19 protein-coding genes and 1 pseudogene are annotated in these 18404 nt (G+C 70.9%); 11 read left to right on the top strand and 9 right to left on the bottom strand.

Annotation, left to right across the window (positions count from 1 at the left end; genetic code table 11):
- The first annotated feature begins 30 nt into the window (after positions 1 to 30).
- Together MQV74_RS07925 and MQV74_RS07920 are read left to right on the top strand one after the other, a co-directional pair.
- Positions 31 to 1332, top strand: coding sequence for an FAD-dependent monooxygenase (locus tag MQV74_RS07925; protein WP_242715324.1), 1302 nt, complete (start codon positions 31 to 33; stop codon positions 1330 to 1332).
- Positions 1333 to 1342: 10 nt separating this feature from the next.
- A complete protein-coding gene (locus MQV74_RS07920; protein WP_242715323.1) occupies positions 1343 to 2248 on the top strand; it encodes a Gfo/Idh/MocA family protein in 906 nt (301 codons plus the stop codon).
- Here MQV74_RS07920 and lnt read toward each other — a convergent pair.
- Both lnt and MQV74_RS07910 read right to left on the bottom strand, forming a co-directional pair.
- The gene (lnt, locus tag MQV74_RS07915; protein WP_242715322.1) at positions 2172 to 3818 is read right to left on the bottom strand and encodes an apolipoprotein N-acyltransferase; all 1647 of its coding nucleotides are present in this window, start codon (positions 3816 to 3818) and stop codon (positions 2172 to 2174) included. The genes MQV74_RS07920 and lnt overlap by 77 nt on opposite strands.
- A gap of 178 nt (positions 3819 to 3996) precedes the next feature.
- Entirely contained in the window at positions 3997 to 4527 is a 531-nt protein-coding gene (locus MQV74_RS07910; RefSeq protein WP_242715321.1) for a nuclear transport factor 2 family protein, read from the bottom strand.
- A 98-nt stretch (positions 4528 to 4625) separates the two neighbouring features.
- On the opposite strand from MQV74_RS07910, the gene MQV74_RS07905 reads away from it, so the two are divergent.
- Complete coding sequence (locus MQV74_RS07905; protein WP_242715320.1) at positions 4626 to 4946, top strand: DUF6211 family protein; 321 nt, start codon at positions 4626 to 4628, stop codon at positions 4944 to 4946.
- A 43-nt stretch (positions 4947 to 4989) separates the two neighbouring features.
- Positions 4990 to 5643 (top strand): hypothetical protein, encoded by a 654-nt coding sequence (locus MQV74_RS07900; protein ID WP_242715319.1) that lies wholly within the window; start codon positions 4990 to 4992, stop codon positions 5641 to 5643.
- A gap of 485 nt (positions 5644 to 6128) precedes the next feature.
- Here MQV74_RS07900 and MQV74_RS07895 read toward each other — a convergent pair whose 3' ends face one another.
- The 3 genes from MQV74_RS07895 to MQV74_RS07885 all read right to left on the bottom strand — a co-directional run bounded on the left by MQV74_RS07895 (position 6129) and on the right by MQV74_RS07885 (position 9531).
- Entirely contained in the window at positions 6129 to 6860 is a 732-nt protein-coding gene (locus MQV74_RS07895; protein ID WP_242715318.1) for a hypothetical protein, read from the bottom strand.
- Positions 6861 to 6953: 93 nt separating this feature from the next.
- The gene (locus MQV74_RS07890; protein WP_242715317.1) at positions 6954 to 7922 is read right to left on the bottom strand and encodes a hypothetical protein; all 969 of its coding nucleotides are present in this window, start codon (positions 7920 to 7922) and stop codon (positions 6954 to 6956) included.
- A 331-nt stretch (positions 7923 to 8253) separates the two neighbouring features.
- Positions 8254 to 9531 carry a hypothetical protein gene (locus tag MQV74_RS07885; protein ID WP_242715316.1) on the bottom strand — a complete coding sequence of 426 codons (1278 nt, stop codon included), beginning with the start codon at positions 9529 to 9531 and terminating at the stop codon, positions 8254 to 8256.
- Positions 9532 to 10360: 829 nt separating this feature from the next.
- On the opposite strand from MQV74_RS07885, the gene MQV74_RS07880 reads away from it, so the two are divergent.
- The 4 genes and pseudogenes from MQV74_RS07880 (at position 10361) to MQV74_RS07865 (ending at position 13034) form a co-directional block, all read left to right on the top strand.
- On the top strand, positions 10361 to 11263 hold the full coding sequence (locus MQV74_RS07880) for a tyrosine-type recombinase/integrase (RefSeq protein WP_242715315.1): 903 nt from the start codon (positions 10361 to 10363) through the stop codon (positions 11261 to 11263).
- A 12-nt stretch (positions 11264 to 11275) separates the two neighbouring features.
- A pseudogene (locus MQV74_RS07875) lies at positions 11276 to 11428 on the top strand (site-specific integrase); the annotation flags it as partial.
- A complete protein-coding gene (locus MQV74_RS07870; protein ID WP_242715313.1) occupies positions 11425 to 11757 on the top strand; it encodes a helix-turn-helix domain-containing protein in 333 nt (110 codons plus the stop codon). The pseudogene MQV74_RS07875 and the gene MQV74_RS07870, both read left to right, overlap by 4 nt.
- Positions 11758 to 11858: 101 nt before the next feature.
- Positions 11859 to 13034 (top strand): hypothetical protein, encoded by a 1176-nt coding sequence (locus MQV74_RS07865; RefSeq protein WP_242715312.1) that lies wholly within the window; start codon positions 11859 to 11861, stop codon positions 13032 to 13034.
- Between the two features lie 32 nt (positions 13035 to 13066).
- Here MQV74_RS07865 and MQV74_RS07860 read toward each other — a convergent pair whose 3' ends face one another.
- On the bottom strand, positions 13067 to 13540 hold the full coding sequence (locus MQV74_RS07860; RefSeq protein WP_242715311.1) for an ArsI/CadI family heavy metal resistance metalloenzyme: 474 nt from the start codon (positions 13538 to 13540) through the stop codon (positions 13067 to 13069).
- A gap of 87 nt (positions 13541 to 13627) precedes the next feature.
- Here MQV74_RS07860 and MQV74_RS07855 point away from each other — a divergent pair, with 87 nt between their 5' ends.
- From MQV74_RS07855 to MQV74_RS07845, 3 genes are read left to right on the top strand one after another with little or no spacing between them, the layout of a single operon-like run.
- Positions 13628 to 14056 carry an ArsR/SmtB family transcription factor gene (locus tag MQV74_RS07855; protein WP_242715310.1) on the top strand — a complete coding sequence of 143 codons (429 nt, stop codon included), beginning with the start codon at positions 13628 to 13630 and terminating at the stop codon, positions 14054 to 14056.
- Between the two features lie 20 nt (positions 14057 to 14076).
- Positions 14077 to 15165, top strand: a complete 1089-nt coding sequence (gene arsB, locus MQV74_RS07850) for an ACR3 family arsenite efflux transporter (protein WP_242728535.1) — start codon at positions 14077 to 14079, stop codon at positions 15163 to 15165.
- A complete protein-coding gene (locus MQV74_RS07845) occupies positions 15158 to 15583 on the top strand; it encodes an arsenate reductase ArsC (RefSeq protein ID WP_242715309.1) in 426 nt (141 codons plus the stop codon). The genes arsB and MQV74_RS07845 overlap by 8 nt, the downstream gene beginning before the upstream one ends.
- 193 nt (positions 15584 to 15776) lie before the next feature.
- Here the strand turns inward: MQV74_RS07845 and MQV74_RS07840 are convergent, their stop codons facing one another.
- From MQV74_RS07840 to MQV74_RS07830, 3 genes are all read right to left on the bottom strand, one after another.
- A complete protein-coding gene (locus MQV74_RS07840) occupies positions 15777 to 15926 on the bottom strand; it encodes a hypothetical protein (RefSeq protein WP_374120593.1) in 150 nt (49 codons plus the stop codon).
- Positions 15927 to 16053: 127 nt separating this feature from the next.
- On the bottom strand, positions 16054 to 16653 hold the full coding sequence (locus MQV74_RS07835) for a DUF2165 domain-containing protein (protein WP_242715308.1): 600 nt from the start codon (positions 16651 to 16653) through the stop codon (positions 16054 to 16056).
- A 207-nt stretch (positions 16654 to 16860) separates the two neighbouring features.
- A complete protein-coding gene (locus MQV74_RS07830; RefSeq protein WP_242715307.1) occupies positions 16861 to 18390 on the bottom strand; it encodes an MFS transporter in 1530 nt (509 codons plus the stop codon).
- Positions 18391 to 18404 lie beyond the last annotated feature (14 nt).

Raw genomic sequence — 18404 nt, 5'->3', positions numbered from 1 at the left:
GTGCCACGGGTGCGCGACCGAGGAGAGACCATGGCCCCCACAGGCAAGCCCCTCAAGCCCCTCAAGCCCCTCACGTCCTTCACGTCCTTCGCGTCCTTCGCGTCCGGCAGGTCCGTCGGGCCCCACGCCGTCGTCGTGGGCGGCGGCATCGGCGGACTCACCACCGCGATCGCCCTGCACCGGTCGGGCTGGCGCGTCACCGTCCTCGAACGCGCGGCGTCCCTGGAGCCCGTCGGCTCCGGCATCGGCCTCGCCCCCAACGCCCAGCGCGCCCTGGACGTCCTGGGCCTCGGCGACGCCGTGCGCGAGCTCGCCGCCTGGCAGGGGGTGGGCGGCCTGCGCGCGCAAGGAGGCCGCTGGCTGGTGCGCACCACGTCCGCCGCCACGGCGCGGGAGTTCGGCGGCGCACTCGTGCTCCTGCACCGGGCGACGCTGGTCGACCTGCTGGTCGCCGCGCTGCCCGCCGACAGCCTGCGCACCGGCACGGACGCGCGGCTCGTGGACCGCGGCGGGCCCGGCCGCCCCGCCGTCGTGCGCACCTCCCAAGGCGACATCGAGGCCGACCTCGTCGTCGGCGCCGACGGCATCAACTCCGGAGTGCGCAAGGAGCTGTTCCCGGACCACCCCGGGCCCGAGTACACCGGGTTCACCGCCTGGCGGCTCGTCGTGCCCGCGCCGGAGCGGCCCTTCGCCCCGCACGAGACCTGGGGCCGCGGCGGCGTCTGGGGGACCCAGCCGCTGAAGGACGGCAGGATCTACGCGTACGGCACGGCGCTCGTGCCCCCGGGCACCCGCGCGCCCGACGACGAGAAGGCCGAGCTGGCGCGCCGCTTCTGCGACTGGCACGACCCGATCCCCGAGATCGTCGCCGCCGCCCGCCCCGAGGACGTCCTGCGCAACGACGTGTGGCACCTGGCCACCCCGCTCGCCGCCCACCACCGCGGCCGCGTCGCGCTCGTCGGCGACGCCGCGCACGCCATGGCGCCCACCCTCGGCCAGGGCGGCAACCAGGCCATCGAGGACGGCGTCGTGCTCGCCCACCACGCGCGGCCCGGCGGCGACCTCTTCGCGGGCCTGGCCGCGTACAGCGCCGCCCGCGTGCCCCGGACCACCGCCGTCGTCCGGCGGGCCGCCCGCACGGCCCGTCTCAACCACCTCACCGACCCCAGGCTCATCACCGCGCGCGACACCCTGGTGCGCGCCGCGCACCGGCTCGGGCCGAACCTGATCCTGCGGGGCTTCTCCTCGATCGCCGACTGGCAGCCGCCGGGTCCCCCGTATGCTGCGGAGACGGACGCGGGGGCGCATGGGCGTGAACCGGCACGACGGTAGGGAGACAGCGGTGAAGGTCGGCTGCATCGGACTCGGTGACATCGCGCGAAAGGCGTACCTGCCGGTGCTCACCACGCAGCCAGGCGTCGAGCTGCACCTCCAGACCCGCACGCCCGCCACCCTGGAGCGGATCGGCGAGATCCACCACGTCCCCGCCGGGCAGCGCCACACCGACCTGGACGCGCTGCTCGCCCAGGACCTCGACGCGGCCTTCGTGCACGCGCCGACCGCCGCGCACCCCGAGATCGTGGAGCGCCTCCTGGAGGCGGGCGTGGCGACGTACGTGGACAAGCCCATCGCGTACGAACTCGCCGACTCCGAGCGGCTCGTGGAGCTCGCCGAGCGGCGCGGCGTGAGCCTCACCGTCGGCTTCAACCGCCGCTTCGCGCCCGGCTACGCCCAGTGCGCCGAGCACCCGCGCGAGCTGATCCTGATGCAGAAGAACCGCGTGGGGCTGCCCGAGGATCCGCGCACGATGGTGCTCGACGACTTCATCCACGTCGTGGACACGCTGCGGTTCCTCGTGCCCGGCGCCGTCGACCACGTGAGCGTGCGCGGCCGGGTCGCGGACGGCCTCCTGGAGCACGTCGTGCTGCAGCTCGCGGGCGACGGTTTCACCGCCATCGGCGTGATGAACCGGCTCAGCGGCTCCACCGAGGAGATCCTCGAAGTCTCCGGGCAGGACACCAAGCGGCAGGTCCTCAACCTCGCGGAGGTCGTGGACCACAAGGGCCAGCCCACCGTGCGGCGGCGCGGCGACTGGGTGCCGGTGGCCCGCCAGCGCGGCATCGAGCAGGTCACGCTCGCCTTCCTCGACGCGGTGCGCGCGGGCAAGGTGCTCAGCGCCCGGGACGCGCTGGCGACCCATGAGCTGTGCGAGCGGGTGGTACGAGCGGTGCGCGAGCAGGCCGCCTGAGCGCCCGCGCCGCCTCGGCGGCCGCGAGCGCGACGAGGACCGCGAGCGCGCCGTACACCGGCCAGTCCCCGTACCGCACGTACGGCGTGGTGCCCGTGGCCAGCGGGACCTCGTACTCCGCCGTGCTCGACGCCGAGGTGCCGAGCGGCTCGCCGACGCGCTCGCCGCTCGGGCCGTAGACCGCGGAGACGCCGGTGAGCGTCGCGTGCACCATGGGACGGCCGGTCTCGGCGGCCCGCAGGGCGGCGAGCGAGGCGTGCTGCTCGGGGGCCCAGCTGCGCTGGAACGAGGACGTGGCGGACTGCGCGAGCAGCACCTGCGCGCCCTCGCGGGTGAGGTGGCGGCTCATGTCGGGGAACGCCGACTCGAAGCACACCAGGGGCCCCACGCGCAGGCCGCCCGCCAGGTTCATCACGACGGGCCGCTCGCCGCGCCTGCGGTCCTCACCGGCGGCCTTGCCCACCGACGTGGCCCAGCCGAGCAGCGAGCGCGCCGGGACGTACTCGCCGAACGGGACGAGGCGCATCTTGTCGTAGCGGTCGCCCGTCGGCCCGTCCGGGCCCACCAGCACGGAGCTCTTGAAGATGCCGGTCCGGTCCGAGCGGCGGGCGTCCACGTTCACCAGGATCTCGGCACCCACCTGACGCGAGAGCGCCGCGATCCGGCGGGCCAGGTCGGGCCGGTCCGCCAGGTCGTGCCCGACGCTGCTCTCGCCCCACACCACGAGGTCCAGGCCGCGGCCCGCGAGGGCGCGGGTCAGCGCCTCCTCGCGGTCGAACCGCCGCTCGGGGCCGTCCGCCCCGTCCAGGACGCCGGGCTGGACGACGGCGACGCGGACGCTGCCCGCGGCCTCGGGGCGCGGCGACCAGGTCCACGCCGTGGTGGTCGCCGCGGCCACGGCGACGAGTCCGGCGACGGCGGGAGCCCGCGCCGACCGCCAGGCGAGGAGCACCGCGACCCCCGTGTTCACGGCCACGACGAGCGCGCTGACCAGCCACACGCCGCCCACCGAAGCGAGCCGCAGGGCGGGCTCCACCTGCCACTGGCTGGAACCGAGCAGCCCCCACGGGCCGCCGAGGCCCTCCCAGGACCGCACCAGTTCGACGCAGAGCCAGCCGGACGGCAGCACGAGCAGCGCGGCCCCGGCCCGCGCCCGGGAGGGGGCGCCGCCGAGGAAGCGGTGCGCGAGCCAGCCCCAGGGCGCCCACAGGAGCCCGAGGAGCGCGGCGATGACGAGCGTGAACACGTGCAGGCTCGGCAGCAGCCAGTGGTGCACGGCCACCATGAAGCCGAGCCCGCCGAGCCAGCCGTCGAGCGCGGCCCGTCGCCCCGACTCCGCCGCGCGGGTGAGCAGGATCCACGGCACGAGCGCGACGTACGCGAACCACCACCAGGACGGCTCGGGGAAGGCCAGTGCGGGCAGGGCGCCGCTCAGGGCGGCGAGCGCGCCGCGCTGCCACCGCGAGGCGAGGGCGGCGTCCAGGCGGTGGCGCCACGAGGGGGAGGCCCCCCGGGGCCGGGCCCGTCGGGGGTCCCACCGGCGTGGCCGCTTGCCGCTGAGTACGTCCATGCAGCGCGCCTCCTTGCCCCCGACTCGGCCCGACGCCCGGTCGTGCTCCCAGTGTGCGCGCCGGTGACGATCTAGGACAGGGGGCGGAGCCGCCCGGGTCACGGGGCGCTCCGCAGCGGGGACCGCTTCCGCCCGGGCGCGCGCGGATCCGCCGTGAGCCGACCGGTCCCGGCCCCGGTCAGCCCGGCTCGGTGAGCGGTGGCGTCCGCTGCCCGATGACGGCCTGGTCCCACGGCTGCCCCGCGGCCCGGGTGCCGCGCCACTTCTCCCGTACGACCACCTGACGCAGCCGCCAGCCGCCGTGCGTCCGCAGCGCGGTGAATTCGTAGCGGCCGCCGCAGGTGAAGTCGGGCGCGGTGGCGGGCTCGGCGTCCGGCTCCCCGGCGAAGCGCATGGGGTTCAGATAGTCGGCCCGTACGTGCGCGGTGTCACCGACGTCCTGCTCGCGGACGCCGAAGCGGAGTCTGCGGTTGACGATGAAGTGCTGGCGCATCGCGACCATGCGCATCGTCTCCGCGAGCCACGCGGAGACCTCCGCCGCGGAGCCCTCGATGCCGCCCGCCGACCGGTAGTCGGCGTGCCCTTCGGGGGTGAACAGCTGTCGGTACGCGTCCCAGTCGCCGTCGTCGACGGAACCGGCGTAGTCGGTGATGAGGGTGTCGATGGCCAAGCGGTCGATGAGGGCGGCGAGTTCCACGCGCTGCGTCATCGCCTCAGTGTTGGGCACCGCGCGTGCGGAGCCAAGAGGCAGGGCGTGGATCGAGGAACTCCTCGTGACCTGCCCGCGGGAGGGAGGAACCCAATTCTATGAACCTTCTCACCTGCGGTTTTGCCGACCAGTCGGACATTTGCGTCGTACTTGACCCTGCTGGCTGCCCCCGCCCCGGAGACATTGCCCAGCTCAGAGCCGGTAACAGCATCGACGCGGAGCCAGATGACGCCTTCGTCATCACCGAGGATGTTCCACCCGGCATCGAGCATGTCGTCCTCAACCTCCCCGTCGGCCACCCGAACCGCGAGGACTGGGCCGCAGCCATCCCGGAACGCGAGGTCGCCCGCCTGACGAGGTTCGACTCCGCAGGCACCCGGACGTGGTCGACTGCCGCTGACCCCGGGGCCAGCACATGAACCCGCCGGTCGCCAGCCATCCCCAGCACGAACAGGAGACCCCGTGCACCGCGACAATGGCCGCACGCTCTACTCACGCGCGGATCTACAGAAGGTCCACGGCCTGAGCGAATCCACCCTTCAGAACCTCTGGACCGACCGCGAGAACAGCGCTCACCCGGACGCCGAGCACGTCGACGGCATCATGCACTGGGACGGCGCGGTCTGGGTGGTCTGGTACAAGGAGCTCCAGCGGCAGCGCGCGGCCGCCGCCACCAAGAACGCTCCGAACCTCCAGGGGGACCCGGACGAGGAAGTGGGGCCAGCAGAGGCGGCGCGCGTGTGCGGGTTCGCCGACAGCGCCACCATCTCCCACTATGTCAAGAACCCCCCTGACGGGTGGCCCGACCCCGACAGCCACGACCTACTGCCCAGCGGCCGCCAGCGACCGAAGTGGAAGCGGTGGAAGCTCTGGCAGTACGTGGCAGAACGCAAAGGGCGCGGCCATGCCGGCGGACGGCCCAAGGGACGCTGCGGACTGGCCTACCCGTACCAGGGCGACGAGCGGCTCGTCCTCGCGCGGAAGGCCCTCGCGGCAAACCCCGGCGCGACGAATGCCGAATTGATCCCCCAACTCCAGTCTCAGATAGAGAAGATGTACTCCCGCCCCACCTGGAACCTGATCTTGAAGTCGGCCCGTGAACACCCCGAGGAGTGAAGTGCCCGAAGCCCGGTGCCCACGCTGTGGCGGCCTTCGCGGCGAACGACCCGCCCGCTCACGACTCACCGTTGCCCGGGACGTCATGATCTGCACGCCGTGCGGTACCGGCGAGGCGGTCCGCGGGGCGGACGGGCAGCCTCCGGTGCCGTTCGACGAATGGCCCATGAGCTGAGCGGGCCGATGGACCAGTGGACGCCAGCCGTCCGGTTGGCGTCCTCTGGTCATGTCCGGGGCTCACCGAGGGGGAAGTCGGACGTCATCCTCCTCGGTGAGGAAGCGATGAAGTCGGTGCCGCAGTGTCGAAACGGCACGAAACTTCAGCCGGTCCAGCCATGACCGCAGGCCGTGAATGACCCGTCGGAGCCTGGTGCCCTACCAGCTCAGCACCGGCGGAATCGAGATCGCGGCAAACGCGACCAGAAAGTAGAAGTAGAAGGCGTTCACGCTCATCCTCGTGCAGGGCCGCGGCCCTGCACGAGGGGCTACGCGGCGATGGTCACAGATTCCTGCGTGGGGGACCTGTGCACACCGGGCGCCCCCGGCACGATCGGCGCTGCAAGCCGCAGCACGCCGCAAGGCGACGTGCCGTGCGGAGGGACGTGGCTTAGGAATTCGTACTGCCGGTCAACATCCAGGTTCAGTAGCTCCTGGCTGGCCGCCTTGGCGCGGCGGACGGTGGCCTTGGCCTCCGCGAGGGCCTCCATGACCCGCACGCGGTCTGCTGTCGCGTGGGAGGCCTTCGCCTCGAAGACGGTGATGAGCTGACCCAGGGCCGCGAAGGAAGCAAAGGTCTTGCCCGCCACGTGGTACGAGTCCCCGAACCGCCTATCGGCCTCCCGTAGAGCACACGCGATCTTTGAGCATGTGTGCTGCCTGAGTCCGTACGCGAGGCCGGAGGTGATGGACGGAAGATCCGAATCGTGTTCAACCTGGGCCAACAGGATTTCTGGCAGGGGCCGGTCGACCTGCGCTTCGTCTGCGATCAGACGTTCGACGGCATCTAGCTCATTCAGTACGTGCTGAGCTTTGAGTGTGTTTCTGAGGTGGTGTTGAAGACGACCACCGTCCTCTACAGCAGCCTCGGTGCCCCATGACGTCGACGACTTCGCGATCAACTCCCATATGGCGTGGGGGGCGTCGGCGTCGAAGTGCAAGGGTCCATGGACAACCACGGTGCCCGCTGGGAGCGGTGCGGAAGTCCATTCGAGCGACATGGCCATAGCCTACGGCCGGGGGAGCCGACGTGTGCCGCTTCCTCAAGACTCACGTACTAGTGAGACTGCCACGGGCCCGGCTCCTCCACGGAGTCATGCCAATGTGTCTATGCGACCGACACAAGCCATGCGGAGAACACGCAGCCGCGCGACCACGGTTCGGTGGGCAGCGAAGTCGGCACCTGAGGCGCGCATGGCGCGGTGGACCTGAGTCTGCAACTCCCGGATCGTCTCCCGCGGCAGGACGAAGACACCTGAGATGCTGAACCCGGTATCGACCTTGTTCGCCAGGACGCGGCGCAGCTCTCGCCACGATTGTTCTACGGCGAGTTGCTGCTCTGGGCGTTGGTCATCCGGCAGCACGCGCAGCTTCTCCAGCGCAAGGATCAGCTCGTCTGCCTGACGGTCGAGACTGGTGCACAGCCGACGCACCCGAGCGAAGACCTTGAGAGAGGCGGCGACTCCAGCCAACCCGATGGTGACCGTCACGCCGAACACGACGGCCCTGTACTCGTTCTTCTCCCTTACGTACTGGAGCAGGCAGTACAGACCGGCGATGCCGACCCAGATGACGATGACGCGAACCGGTGCAGCACGGCGGAGCCGGCCCGCGAGTCGCTCGTAGGCGAAGCTCGACGGCTCGAAGCCGGATCCGCACAGGGAGTGTGAGATCCAGACGAGAATCAGGAACATGGACGCGACGCCGCGTTCCTGGGGGGCCAACGACACGCTACACAGCGTGAACAGCAGGGCCAAGGCCAGGTACCAAGCGAGAGGGGCGGCTGTGATCCGTCGTTGCTCCTTCCGGGCAAGGCCTTCGAACCAGGGACGGAACAGCCAACTGCTGGCGGTGGAGGCGAAGCTGAGTACGCCCAAGCCGATGAAACTTCCTACCGGCGAGCCGATCAGAACCATCACGAGTTGAAGGATCACAGGGGGGAAGGCGACCGCAGCGCCTGCGGCGAACTGCCAGTCCGCTGAATGGCTCCGAAGCCAGATCTTGAGCTGTTCCACGCCGCGCCAATGGCCTCGCGCGACACTCGGACGGTGGGTCTGGGCCATCGTGCCTCCACAGGCGCTTCCTCCGACGCTTCCTCATCCGTAAGGCGACGGCCATGACGTAGGCGCACGGCATCACAGCCGAACGTCCCTGTCACGGCATCGAGGTAACAGCGTTCCTTACGGCGATACCCGAGACGGCTGAAGTAGCAGGTCAGTTCCGACGCGGCCGTGTCCGATCCCGTTGAGGGCTGCATCGACAGGCGGTCGTGACCAGCGAGGTGAAAGGCCAGGCGCTGGTCGTCTCACTCGGAGGTAGCCATGAGCTCTGGGTTCTACGGTTAAAGGGTGTCCCGTACTCGGCGGTGGGGCGTTGGCCGCCCCGCGGTTCCCCCTACCATCCTTTGGCCTCGTCGACCGCGAGGGCCTGATGACGGCGGCGGAACTCGGGCAGATGTCTCTCCACCTCATCGGATGAAACCGTCGCTTCGTCCAAACTGTGGATGTCCCGTCGCTGGAACTTCAACGCCCGGATCACGTCGTCCGCGGACGGCTCAGCGCCGCCGTTGATCCGCCACTCATATGACCAGAGGGAGTAGAGACAGAACTCCCGGAAGTGTCGGCGCAGGGTGCCAGGGCTGGTCGGCCTCTCGTCCTGGGCAAGGAAGTTCTGAGCCGCGAGAGCGGCCGACAACTGGCTGCCGTTCGGCTCTCGTCGATGCTGCTGCCGATAGTGGTCCCAGGCCCGGTAGTACCGGTCGACCGTGGTCAGCTTCGCCTCTGGCTGCCCGAACCAGGCGGGCGACTTCAACAGCTTGCCCGTCCACACGTCCTGGACCCACACCTGGGATACCTCATTGGGGTTCTCAATGGTGAAGGACTTCCCGTTGTCGTCAATGGTGAAAGTGCCGCTTCCCGTGGCGTCTTCCCAATCGGCCTCGATGGTCCACTCGCAGGTCCGGAGCGAGAATGCCTGGACGATGAAGCCGGACGGTGCACCCTCAGCATTGAGATACTCGAAGCGTTCCCCCACGTATGGGCGCCTCCCACCATGACTGTCCTCCAGTACGGCGGTGGGCTTGGGAGTGTCCAGGTCGAAGACCAGATGCGCCGAATCCCCTGCGCTCGGTTGAAAACCGCCGGGCGCGGAGAAGACGATGCGGGTGACGGCCTTGGAGGAACGGCAGCTCTTCTCCTCCACCTGTGCACTGAGATTGTTGATCACGACTGGTTGAGTACGGGTACCTCGCAACTGGACGTCGATCCGGACCTCCCCCCTGCCCTCGGCGGCGCGCAGGACGGGGCGGGCCCCAATGGATCGGGCCCAGCGGTTGACCTCGTCGTTGCTGCCTCTGACCCTGAGACGGCTCAGTTCCCGGGCCTCCTCTCCAGTGAGTGCGCGGTCCAGGATCCACTCATGACGAGGGGCATAGGTCCTGAACCAGTCATAGAAATAGGTGGGGTCGGTCTGGGCGAAGGGAGGCTTCTTGCTGTCGGCTCGATCCTGTGCCGCCTCTTCACCGGCCTGGACGCGGTCGGCTACCGGGCCGCTGGCCTCAACCCAGACACCGAAGGCCACAGCGGCAGCGGTGACCACCACGGTCACGACAATCACCAGCACGCGCTTCTTCAGAGGGATCCCGGTGCTGGCCGGGTTGAGGGAGTCGAGCACGAAGTGGAGTGCCTGGCTGACACGGCCGGGCTCGGGAAGCCGTTCCGTCTGCGGGGCAGCGGGACGGGGCGTTCGGAAGGTACGTCGGGTACGGATTCGCGGGGCCCGCGCTCGAGGGCCGGATGGAGGGCGTTGCCGTGCACTCATCAAGCCCTCCGTGCGCTGACTGCCTTGCTGGGATGCGGCTTCTGCAGGAAAACACGCGCGCGCGACCCTGCCGGTTCCTGCTTCGCAGGGCGCCGCTCTCCCGTCGCCAAGGTGGAGAAGGGAACTGAGCGGTGATTTTGCTGCAGATGCGGAGGGCGTGTGGGGCGAGCAGAGGATGGACAGGGTCTCGTAAGAGGCCGGACACGCTGGTGAGGCAGAGGACGACGAGTCCATGCCACCATCGGAGAACATAGCCACACTATCGGGCAACCCGTCCTACCGATCGGGCTGCGAGCCGGTTCTGGAACTCCGCCTCACAAATCGCGTACGACTTCCAACTGGTGCGCGCGTTCCACAGCCAATGCCTCTCCCGTACTGGCTGAGCATCAAGCACGCGTCCCTGGCGCCTCGATGACCGTGCTGTCTGACCTTTGCAAGTACGGCCCCTACTAGACACGGCCGCAAGAGTCACCGTCGCTCAAGAGCCGATCTTGATTGATGCGTAATAAGCCCGGTGTTCTCCACCCAGGGCAGCCGTCGGCGGGCTCGTCTTCCCGGTGCTGGCCAGCGGCTTCCTCACTCGATCGTGTGGTGTCGACCGGGATGAAGCTGCTTCGGGATTCCTGAAGCGGTTTCATCTCTCCGGGGTTCCTTTCGGTGTGGTTGAAGTGGGGGGCGCGGGGTGGCCCTGGCGGTCGTGCAGGACCTCCGGCAGGCTTGCGGGCTGCCGACGCCGGAGGAGCTGGAGGACTTCGAGACCGACGTCCTGTCGGGCTTTGTCCTGGCCCGCGCGTCGGCCGGGCTAACGGACGGGGCGATCCAGGGCGACCTCGGCCACCTGGAGAAGGTGCGGGACTGGTTCGGCCGGCCGCTGTGGGAGATGGAGTCCCCGCACGCCGACGCCTACTTCGGCAAGACCATCAGGCACTCCTCGCCTTCCCTCCGCGCGGGCCGGGCCGGGGCGATCAGCGTCTTCTTCGACTTCCTGGAGCTGCGGCACCGCGCGGCGCTGCACCAGCTCACTGGTCGGCTGGTGGAATGCCCGCTGGATGAGATGAACCGGCCGCGGGCCTCGGCGGCGCCGCAGCTTCGCATCCCGCCCACCGGCGAGGAGATCGAGCAGCTCTTCGCCGGATGGCGCGATGATCTCGCCTGCTGCCGGAAGTTCGCGCCGGCCGCCCGCAACTACACCGTCGCCCGGTTGTCCGCCGATGTCGGCCTGCGGGTCAACGAGGCCCGGATGCTGGACCTGGACGACGTGCGGTGGGAGCTGGGCCGGTTCGGGAAGCTCAACGTGCGCTTCGGGAAGGGATCACGCCGGTCCGGCCCGCGGCAGCGGGTGGTGCCGATGATCAACGGTGCCGACCTCAGCCTGCGCTGGTACGTCGAGGACGTCTCGGGCCACTTCGGCGCCGACCTCATGCTGCCGGGGGCGGCGCTGTTCCCGTCCGAGCGGTTCTCCCTGTCCGGCCGGGCCCGCACCGAGGTGTTCCGCACCGCGCTCACCGACGCGACCGCCCGCCATCTCCTGGCCTGGGCCGGGAAGCTCACCCCGTACGTCCTGCGGCACTTCTGTGCCTCCTAGCTCTACCTATCCGGCATGGACCTGGTCGCCGTCCAGGAACTGCTGGGACACGCCTGGATCGCCACGACGATGCGGTACGTCCACGTGCACCGCACGCACGTCGAAGACGCCTGGACGGCCGCCCACCAGCGCGCCGAGTCCCGGTGGAAGGGGCTGAACCCATGAAGTGGAACCTACGGCTGGCAGCGGCCCACCGAGGCATCTGGAAGGCGAGCGAGCTCCAGCGGCTGCTGGCCGAACACGGTCTCGTGGTCAGCGCCGGGAAGATGTCCGGCCTGTGGTCGAGTACCCCGGCCAGCATCAAGCTCTCCGACCTCGAAGTGATCTGCGTGGTCCTGGACTGCGAGATCACCGAGATCATGCAGCCCGAGCCCGAGAACGTCACCCGCACCGCGAAGGACGAGCAGCCCGCCGCAGAGGCCGCTGGACAGTCTTCGCCCGCCCGGTCGGTCGTGCCCCGCTCGCGCAGCGGCCGGTCATTGCCGCCACGGTGATCTGCCCGGTCTGCGGCGGGCCCGTACCGGTCCGCACGGGTCCCGGCCGGCAACGCGTCTACTGCACGGCCCCCTGCAAAAGCGGGGCCCACCGACGCCGAATGGCCGCGGACGAACGGCGGGCGGCACCGCCCAGGGTGCCCGAGCCTGCCGGTGAAGGCGCCGTGCTCGCCGCGCGGGAGTACGCCGCCCGTCACGGCGAGGAACACGGCTGGTCCGTCTACGTCCGCCGGGGAGTCCACCGGGCCCTGGGCCGTGTGCTGACCGGTCTGCCGCCGGACGGTCAGCGAGTCAGACACACCGAACTGACACGCCAGCTCGCCGGTGCGGGACTACCGCTCCGCCGCACCGCCGAGGTCCTGGCCGCGATGGACATGCTGCATCACGACCGGCGTCCGGCCGCGCGGGACTGGGTCGAGCGCCAGACCGGCGCCTTACCCGCCGGCTTCACCGGGGACCTCCGGGACTGGCTCCTGTGGCTGCTGGACGGCGACGCCCGCACCCGGCCCCGGGCCCTGGGCACCCTCCACTCCTACTTCGGTGCGGTACGGCCGGTCGTCACCCGCTGGGCGAGGGACCGCGGCCAGCTCCGCGAGATCACCCGCGAGGACGTGACGGACGCGGTCGCCGGTCTGCGCGGCAGCCAGTACACCGCCGCGGTCACCACTCTGCGGTCCCTCTTCCGCCACGCCAAGAAGAACGGGCGCGTCTTCACCGACCCGATGCGCGGGACCCGTGTCGGACGGCGTGCTCCCGGCTCCGCCCTCCCGATGACCGATGCCGAGATCACCAGCGCGCAGGTCACCGCCGCGAACCCGGCCACGAGACTCGCCGTCGTCCTGGCCGCCGTCCACGCCGCCAGGGGCGAGACGATCCGCGCGCTCCAGCTCGATGACCTCGACTTTCACCAGGGGCGCATCACCGTCGACGGCAACGTCCAGCCGATGGGCGCCCTCACCCGCGCCGCTCTGCGGGCCTGGCTCACCGAGCGGCGGACGCGCTGGTCGAGCACCCTCAACAGGCACGTCATGGTCTCCCGCCAGACCGCGAACGGCACCGGCCCGGTGAGCACCTATTTCCTCAAGCGGCAGCTCACCCTCAACGGCGTCAGCCTGGACCGCATCCGCGTTGACCGCGTCCTGGGCGAGGCCCTGGCCACCGGAGCCGACCCCCTTCACCTGACCACGGTCTTCGGTCTGTCCGAGACCACCGCCACGAAGTACGCGTCCCTCGCCTGCCAGCACCGACGCGAGCCGTCTCCCGCAGCGGAAGACTGACCGGCACCCGACGACGAACGGACGGGAAACGGTCAGCTTCCGCAGCCGCAGGCCGCCGCCGGGACAGGGTCGCCCGACTCCTCCGACTCACCGTTGCAGCAGGTGTCAGCAGTGGTGTCCGGGGTCTTGCCCATCTGGTCGGCGTCGGCCTTGACGACGTAGACCTCCCAGGGTTCCTTGCCGGGGCCGGTCACCCACACCTTGTCCTGAAGGGCGTAGCAGCACGAGGTGTCGTTCTCTTCGAAGGTGGCGAGGCCGGCGTCCTTGAGGCGGGTGGTGGCGGCGGTGACGTCGTCGGTGGTGGTGACCTCGACGCCGAGGTGGTCCAGGCGGGTGTCCTGGCCGGGTTCGCCCTCGATGAGGACGAGCTTGAGCGGCGGGGTGGTGACGGCGAAGTTGGCGTAGCCGGGGCGGCGCTTGGCGGGTTCGACGCCGAACAGCTTGGAGTAGAAGGTCACCGACGCTTCGAGGTCGGCGACGTTGAGCGCGAGCTGGACACGGGACATGACGGGCCTCCAACAGCCTGTATCGACGTTTGTCGATGTTCTGGGTTCGAGCTTGCCTCTTGGATCGAAGAACGTCAACATAGAAGCATGTCGAATCAAGAGCTTGTGGTGATCACCCCCGAAGCGGCCGGGGTGGAGGGCTGCTGCCCGGGGCTGCTGTCCGCGCCGCTGGACGAGGAACAGGCGGTCGTTCTGGCGAAGGTGTTCAAGGCGCTGGGGGACCCGGTGCGGCTGCGGCTGCTGTCGATGATCGCCTCCCGCGCCGGGGGTGAGGTCTGCGTGTGTGATCTGACCCCGGCGTTCGACCTGTCCCAGCCGACAATCTCCCACCACTTGAAGCTCCTGCGGGAGGCCGGGCTGATCGCCTCCGAGCGGCGCGGGACCTGGGTGTACTACCGGCTGCTGCCCGAGACGACCGACCGGCTCGCGGGCATCCTCACCCGCCCCGGAGGCGAACCCCTTCCCACCACCGGCGCGGCCTGCGGCCCCGCCGAAGCGGCCGGGGCCAGCGCGTGAGCACCGCCGCTGCCGGGGGGATGGCGGGGCGGTTGTCGTTCCTCGACCGCTACCTCGCACTGTGGATTCTCGCGGCGATGGCCGCTGGCCTCGGTCTCGGCCGTCTCGTCCCGGGCCTGGGGGACGCGCTCGCGGGGGTGACCGTGGCGGGGGTGTCGCTACCGATCGCGCTCGGGCTGCTGGTGATGATGTACCCGGTGCTGGCGAAGGTCCGCTACGACCGGCTCGACACCGTCACCCGCGACCGCCCCCTCCTCATCTGGTCGCTGGTCCTCAACTGGATCGGCGGCCCGGCGCTGATGTTCGCCCTGGCGTGGATCTTCCTCCCCGACCTGCCCGAGTACCGCACCGGGCTGATCATCGTCGGGCTCGCCCGCTGCATCGCCATGGTCATCATCTGGAACGACCTTGCCCGCGGCGACCGGGAAGCCGCCGCCGTCCTCGTTGCCCTCAACTCCGTCTTCCAGGTGATCGCCTTCGGCCTGCTGGGCTGGTTCTACCTCGACCTGCTGCCCGGCTGGCTCGGCCTGGCAACCACCGGCCTCGACATCTCCGTCTGGGAGATCGCCGCCAGCGTGCTGGTCTTCCTCGGCATCCCCCTCGCCGCCGGGTACCTCACCCGCCGCATCGGCGAGAAGACCCGGGGCCGCGACTGGTACGAGACGAAGCTCGTCCCCCGGATCGGGCCGTTCGCCCTCTACGGGCTGCTGTTCACCATCGTGATCCTCTTCGCCCTCCAGGGCGATGCCATCACCTCCCAGCCCTTCGACGTCGCCCGGATCGCCCTGCCCCTGCTCGTGTACTTCGCCCTCATGTGGGCCGGGTCCATGGCCATCGGCCGCGCCGTCGGCCTCAGCTACCCACGGGCGACGACGCTGGCGTTCACCGCTGCCGGGAACAACTTCGAGCTGGCCATCGCGGTCGCCATCGCCACCTTCGGCGCCACCAGTGGCCAGGCCCTCGCCGGAGTCGTCGGCCCCCTCATCGAGGTCCCCGTCCTCATCGCCCTCGTCCACGTCGCCCTCAAGGCCCGCCGCTACTTCCCCAGCACCCCCGACCCGGCGACCATGCCGACCGTCACCGCACCAGAGGAACCGACCCGTGCCTGATCACATACCCACCCGGCCCACCGTGCTGTTCGTCTGCGTCCACAACGCCGGACGCTCCCAGATGGCCGCGGCCTTCCTCACTCACCTCGCGGGCGACCGGGTAGAGGTCCGCTCCGCCGGATCGGCCCCGGCCGACGCCGTGAACCCGGCCGCCGTGCAGGCGATGGCGGAGGTCGGCATCGACATGACCGCCCGGACGCCGAGGGTCCTGACCACCGAGGCCGTACAGGCGTCCGATGTCGTCATCACCATGGGATGCGGCGACACCTGCCCCGTCTTCCCCGGAAAGACCTACCTCGACTGGGCCCTGGACGATCCCGCCGGACAAGGCATCGACGCAGTCCGCCCGATCCGGGACGCCATCGAACAGCGTGTCCACGGCCTTCTGGAAGACCTCGGTATCCGACCGCGCTCCTGAACGCACTCCGCTTCTGCCCTCGACGTGTACCGAGCAACAGCGGGAACCCAAGGCACAACCCTCGAACAGAGCCGGGAACAGCTTCGGTTCCCGCTGAACAACCCTCGGAATTCCTGAACTCCCGGGAAGAACCCCCGGGGACAGTGTCCCCGGGGGAGGGGCGCCATAGCGTCCGGGGGAGGGGGAGTGTTGCCTAGGCGGCCTGGACGACCTCCGCGCGCACCGCCTCGGCCCACTCGGTCACCAGCTGCTCGTACTCCCGGCGCTGCTCGGCGGAGAGTCGGCCGCCGGCGCGCAGCCACAGGCCTCGTATCCGCTCGTTCAACTCGGTAGAAGACCGCACGGAACCATGGGGTTGAGGGGTTAAGGGCATGCACTCAGCCTAGGCGATGGGTCCGACAATCGGAACTGTCGGCTACCGCACACCTGCGGCACGTGATCACGCCGGAGTGGGATCCGGCGCGCGTGCCTCACGCGTCCACATCCCCGCTCCGCGCGGGGTCCGCGCCGTCCCGACCGCTCGATCGCCGCCCCACGAAGGGCAGTTGCACCACGAGCAGCGCGATGCCGCACAGCGTGACCACGCGCGTCGCGGCGTCGAGGCCGTTCCAGTCCTCGGACTGCCACATCGCGAACCACTCGCCGCCGATGCCGATGAAGCCGCCGCCGAACAGCAGCACCAGCATCAGCAGTCCCGCGGTGCTCACCTGCCGCGCCCGGGCGAAGCCGTCACCCCGGCCGCGCAGCCCGGCGATCCACAGGGCCGTGCCCGCGATGAGCGTGAGGGCGGCCAGCGTCTCCCAGGCGATGATCGCGACGTACGCGGCGTCCTGGAGGGCGCGGGACTCGACGGCCCGCCACATCAGGTCGTCGTCCTTGAACGTCGTGTCCATCGCCAGGACGTGCCGGACGAACTGCTGGTTGCTGTCGAAGTCGGTGATGTTCCCGAACGCGACGAGCGCGATGTAGAGCGCCACGACACCCGTGAGGACGGCCGCCGCGACGGCCGGTGTGCATAGGGCGGTCCCCTCGTGTCTCCTCTTCGTGCGCTCGCCAGCATCTGTGCTCATGCCCAACTCCTCTCGCCCGCCTGTCCGTTCGCCCACTGCGGGCGGCTGAAGACCCGCGCCGGTGAGCGCCGGGGCGGGCACGGAACGGCGCGCCCCGCCCCTTCGCGCAGCGGATCGGTACGCCATTCTCACGGATCGGCGCGCGATCCCCGCGGGCCGGGTGCGCCATTTCCACCCGGCGAATCCCGGCCCGCGGACCGGCGTCGTTCAGGACACCGCGGGCCGGATGCGGTGGGCCGCCAGGATCCCGGCCGCCGCGAGCGCGCCCGTGAGCGCGAAGGTGGCGGTCAGGGCGACCGTCACTGTCGAGCCGTACGCCGACGCCAGCGAGACGGCGGCGCCGCCGAGGCCGCTGAGCACCGCGACCGCCAGGGTCTGGGCGAGCTGCATCGCGCCGCTGGCCTCGCCCTGCCGGTCGGCGGGCGCCTGCTCCATGGCGTCGGTGGTGGCCGCGTTGAACGCCACGCCCATGCCCGCGCCGCCGATCGCCCAGCCCGCCACGGCGACCAGGGCGGGCACCGCGTCGACGAGGACGCCGAGCGCCATCACCACGATGCCCGCGAGCAGCACCGCGAACCCGGCCGCGATCGGCGCGGCGCGCGAACGCCCGCTCCAGCGGCCGTCGGACCGCCCCTGCCAGGCGGCGCCGAGCACCCAGGTGATCGCGCCCGCCGAGAGGCCGAGCCCCGCCTCGGACGCGCTCAGGTCCCGCAGCCGGACCAGGCCGAGCGGCAGGAAGGCCTCGCTGCCGAAGTACGCCCCGCACAGCAGGAAGCGCAGCACGACCCCCGTCGGCACGCCGCGCCGCACCGCGAGGGTGCCGGGCGGCGTGACCGTGCGCAGGGCGAGCACCCCGGCGACGCCGCCGGCCACGACCAGCGGGACCAGCAGGGCGAGTTGGCGCAGCTGGAGCCCGGCGAGCAGGACGCCGGTGCCTGCCGCGAGCAGCACGCTGCGCGCGACCGGCGTGGCCCACCAGCGGGTCGCCGGGGCGTGGGCCGGGGTGCTCGCGGCGCCCTCGGGCCGGTCCAGGCGGCGCAGCTGCGGCAGCGCGAGGGCGGCGGCGACGGCGATCAGGGGCAGCAGCAGGACGAAGACGCCGCGCCAGGAGACGTGGTCGGAGATCACGGCGGCGAGCGTCGGGCCGACGAGGGACGGCACCGTCCAGCCGCCCGCGACCAGGGCGAACATCCGCGCCCGCAGACGCTGGGGGTAGGCCAGCGAGATGGCCGCGTACGCGAGGGCCATCACCGCGCCGACGCCGAGCCCCTGGAGGAAGCGCCCGGCCAGGAAGGCGGGCCAGTTCGGCGCGGCCCCGGCGAGCGCACAGCCGACGGCGAACACGACGAGCCCGGCGGCGAGCGGCCGCGCCGGGCCGTGCCGGTCGGCGTCGCGGCCCGCGGCGACGGTGCCGATGAGGTTGGCGAGCATCAGTGCGGACAGGCCCCAGCCGTAGGCGTGCAGGCCGCCGAGCCGCTCCGCGATGTCGGGCAGGACGGTGGCCACGCCCATCGACTCGAAGGCCACGAGTCCGACGGACAGGACGATGCCCCAGGTCAGGGCGGCGTAGGGGGCACGGAAGACGCTCTCGGCGGCATGGGCGGCGACGGGCTCCGACGGCTGCGGCCCGCCCGGCCCCGCCGCGTCGGCCGGTGGGACCGGGCCGCCCGGTTCGGGCGCGGGGGACGTGGACGCGGTGGGACCGCCGTGGACGGTCGCTTCCTGCTCTGACGGCAAGGCCGACCCCTCCT

It is taken from the genome of Streptomyces sp. AN091965 (genome assembly GCF_022698285.1).
Lineage (GTDB): Bacteria > Actinomycetota > Actinomycetes > Streptomycetales > Streptomycetaceae > Streptomyces.
Note: the sequence above shows the minus strand (reverse complement) of the source record. Positions and strands in the feature narration are given on the sequence as shown.

What these genes read in the sequence shown, in the direction of transcription:
- MQV74_RS07925 (WP_242715324.1), top strand. Translation starts at nt 31, where the DNA reads ATGGCCCCCACAGGCAAGCCCCTCAAGCCCCTCAAGCCCCTCACGTCC.
- lnt (WP_242715322.1), bottom strand. Translation starts at nt 3,818, where the DNA reads ATGGACGTACTCAGCGGCAAGCGGCCACGCCGGTGGGACCCCCGACGG.
- MQV74_RS07910 (WP_242715321.1), bottom strand. Translation starts at nt 4,527, where the DNA reads ATGACGCAGCGCGTGGAACTCGCCGCCCTCATCGACCGCTTGGCCATC.
- MQV74_RS07905 (WP_242715320.1), top strand. Translation starts at nt 4,626, where the DNA reads ATGAACCTTCTCACCTGCGGTTTTGCCGACCAGTCGGACATTTGCGTC.
- MQV74_RS07895 (WP_242715318.1), bottom strand. Translation starts at nt 6,860, where the DNA reads ATGTCGCTCGAATGGACTTCCGCACCGCTCCCAGCGGGCACCGTGGTT.
- MQV74_RS07890 (WP_242715317.1), bottom strand. Translation starts at nt 7,922, where the DNA reads ATGGCCCAGACCCACCGTCCGAGTGTCGCGCGAGGCCATTGGCGCGGC.
- MQV74_RS07870 (WP_242715313.1), top strand. Translation starts at nt 11,425, where the DNA reads ATGAAGTGGAACCTACGGCTGGCAGCGGCCCACCGAGGCATCTGGAAG.
- MQV74_RS07865 (WP_242715312.1), top strand. Translation starts at nt 11,859, where the DNA reads ATGGCCGCGGACGAACGGCGGGCGGCACCGCCCAGGGTGCCCGAGCCT.
- MQV74_RS07860 (WP_242715311.1), bottom strand. Translation starts at nt 13,540, where the DNA reads ATGTCCCGTGTCCAGCTCGCGCTCAACGTCGCCGACCTCGAAGCGTCG.
- MQV74_RS07855 (WP_242715310.1), top strand. Translation starts at nt 13,628, where the DNA reads ATGTCGAATCAAGAGCTTGTGGTGATCACCCCCGAAGCGGCCGGGGTG.
- arsB (WP_242728535.1), top strand. Translation starts at nt 14,077, where the DNA reads ATGGCGGGGCGGTTGTCGTTCCTCGACCGCTACCTCGCACTGTGGATT.
- MQV74_RS07835 (WP_242715308.1), bottom strand. Translation starts at nt 16,653, where the DNA reads ATGAGCACAGATGCTGGCGAGCGCACGAAGAGGAGACACGAGGGGACC.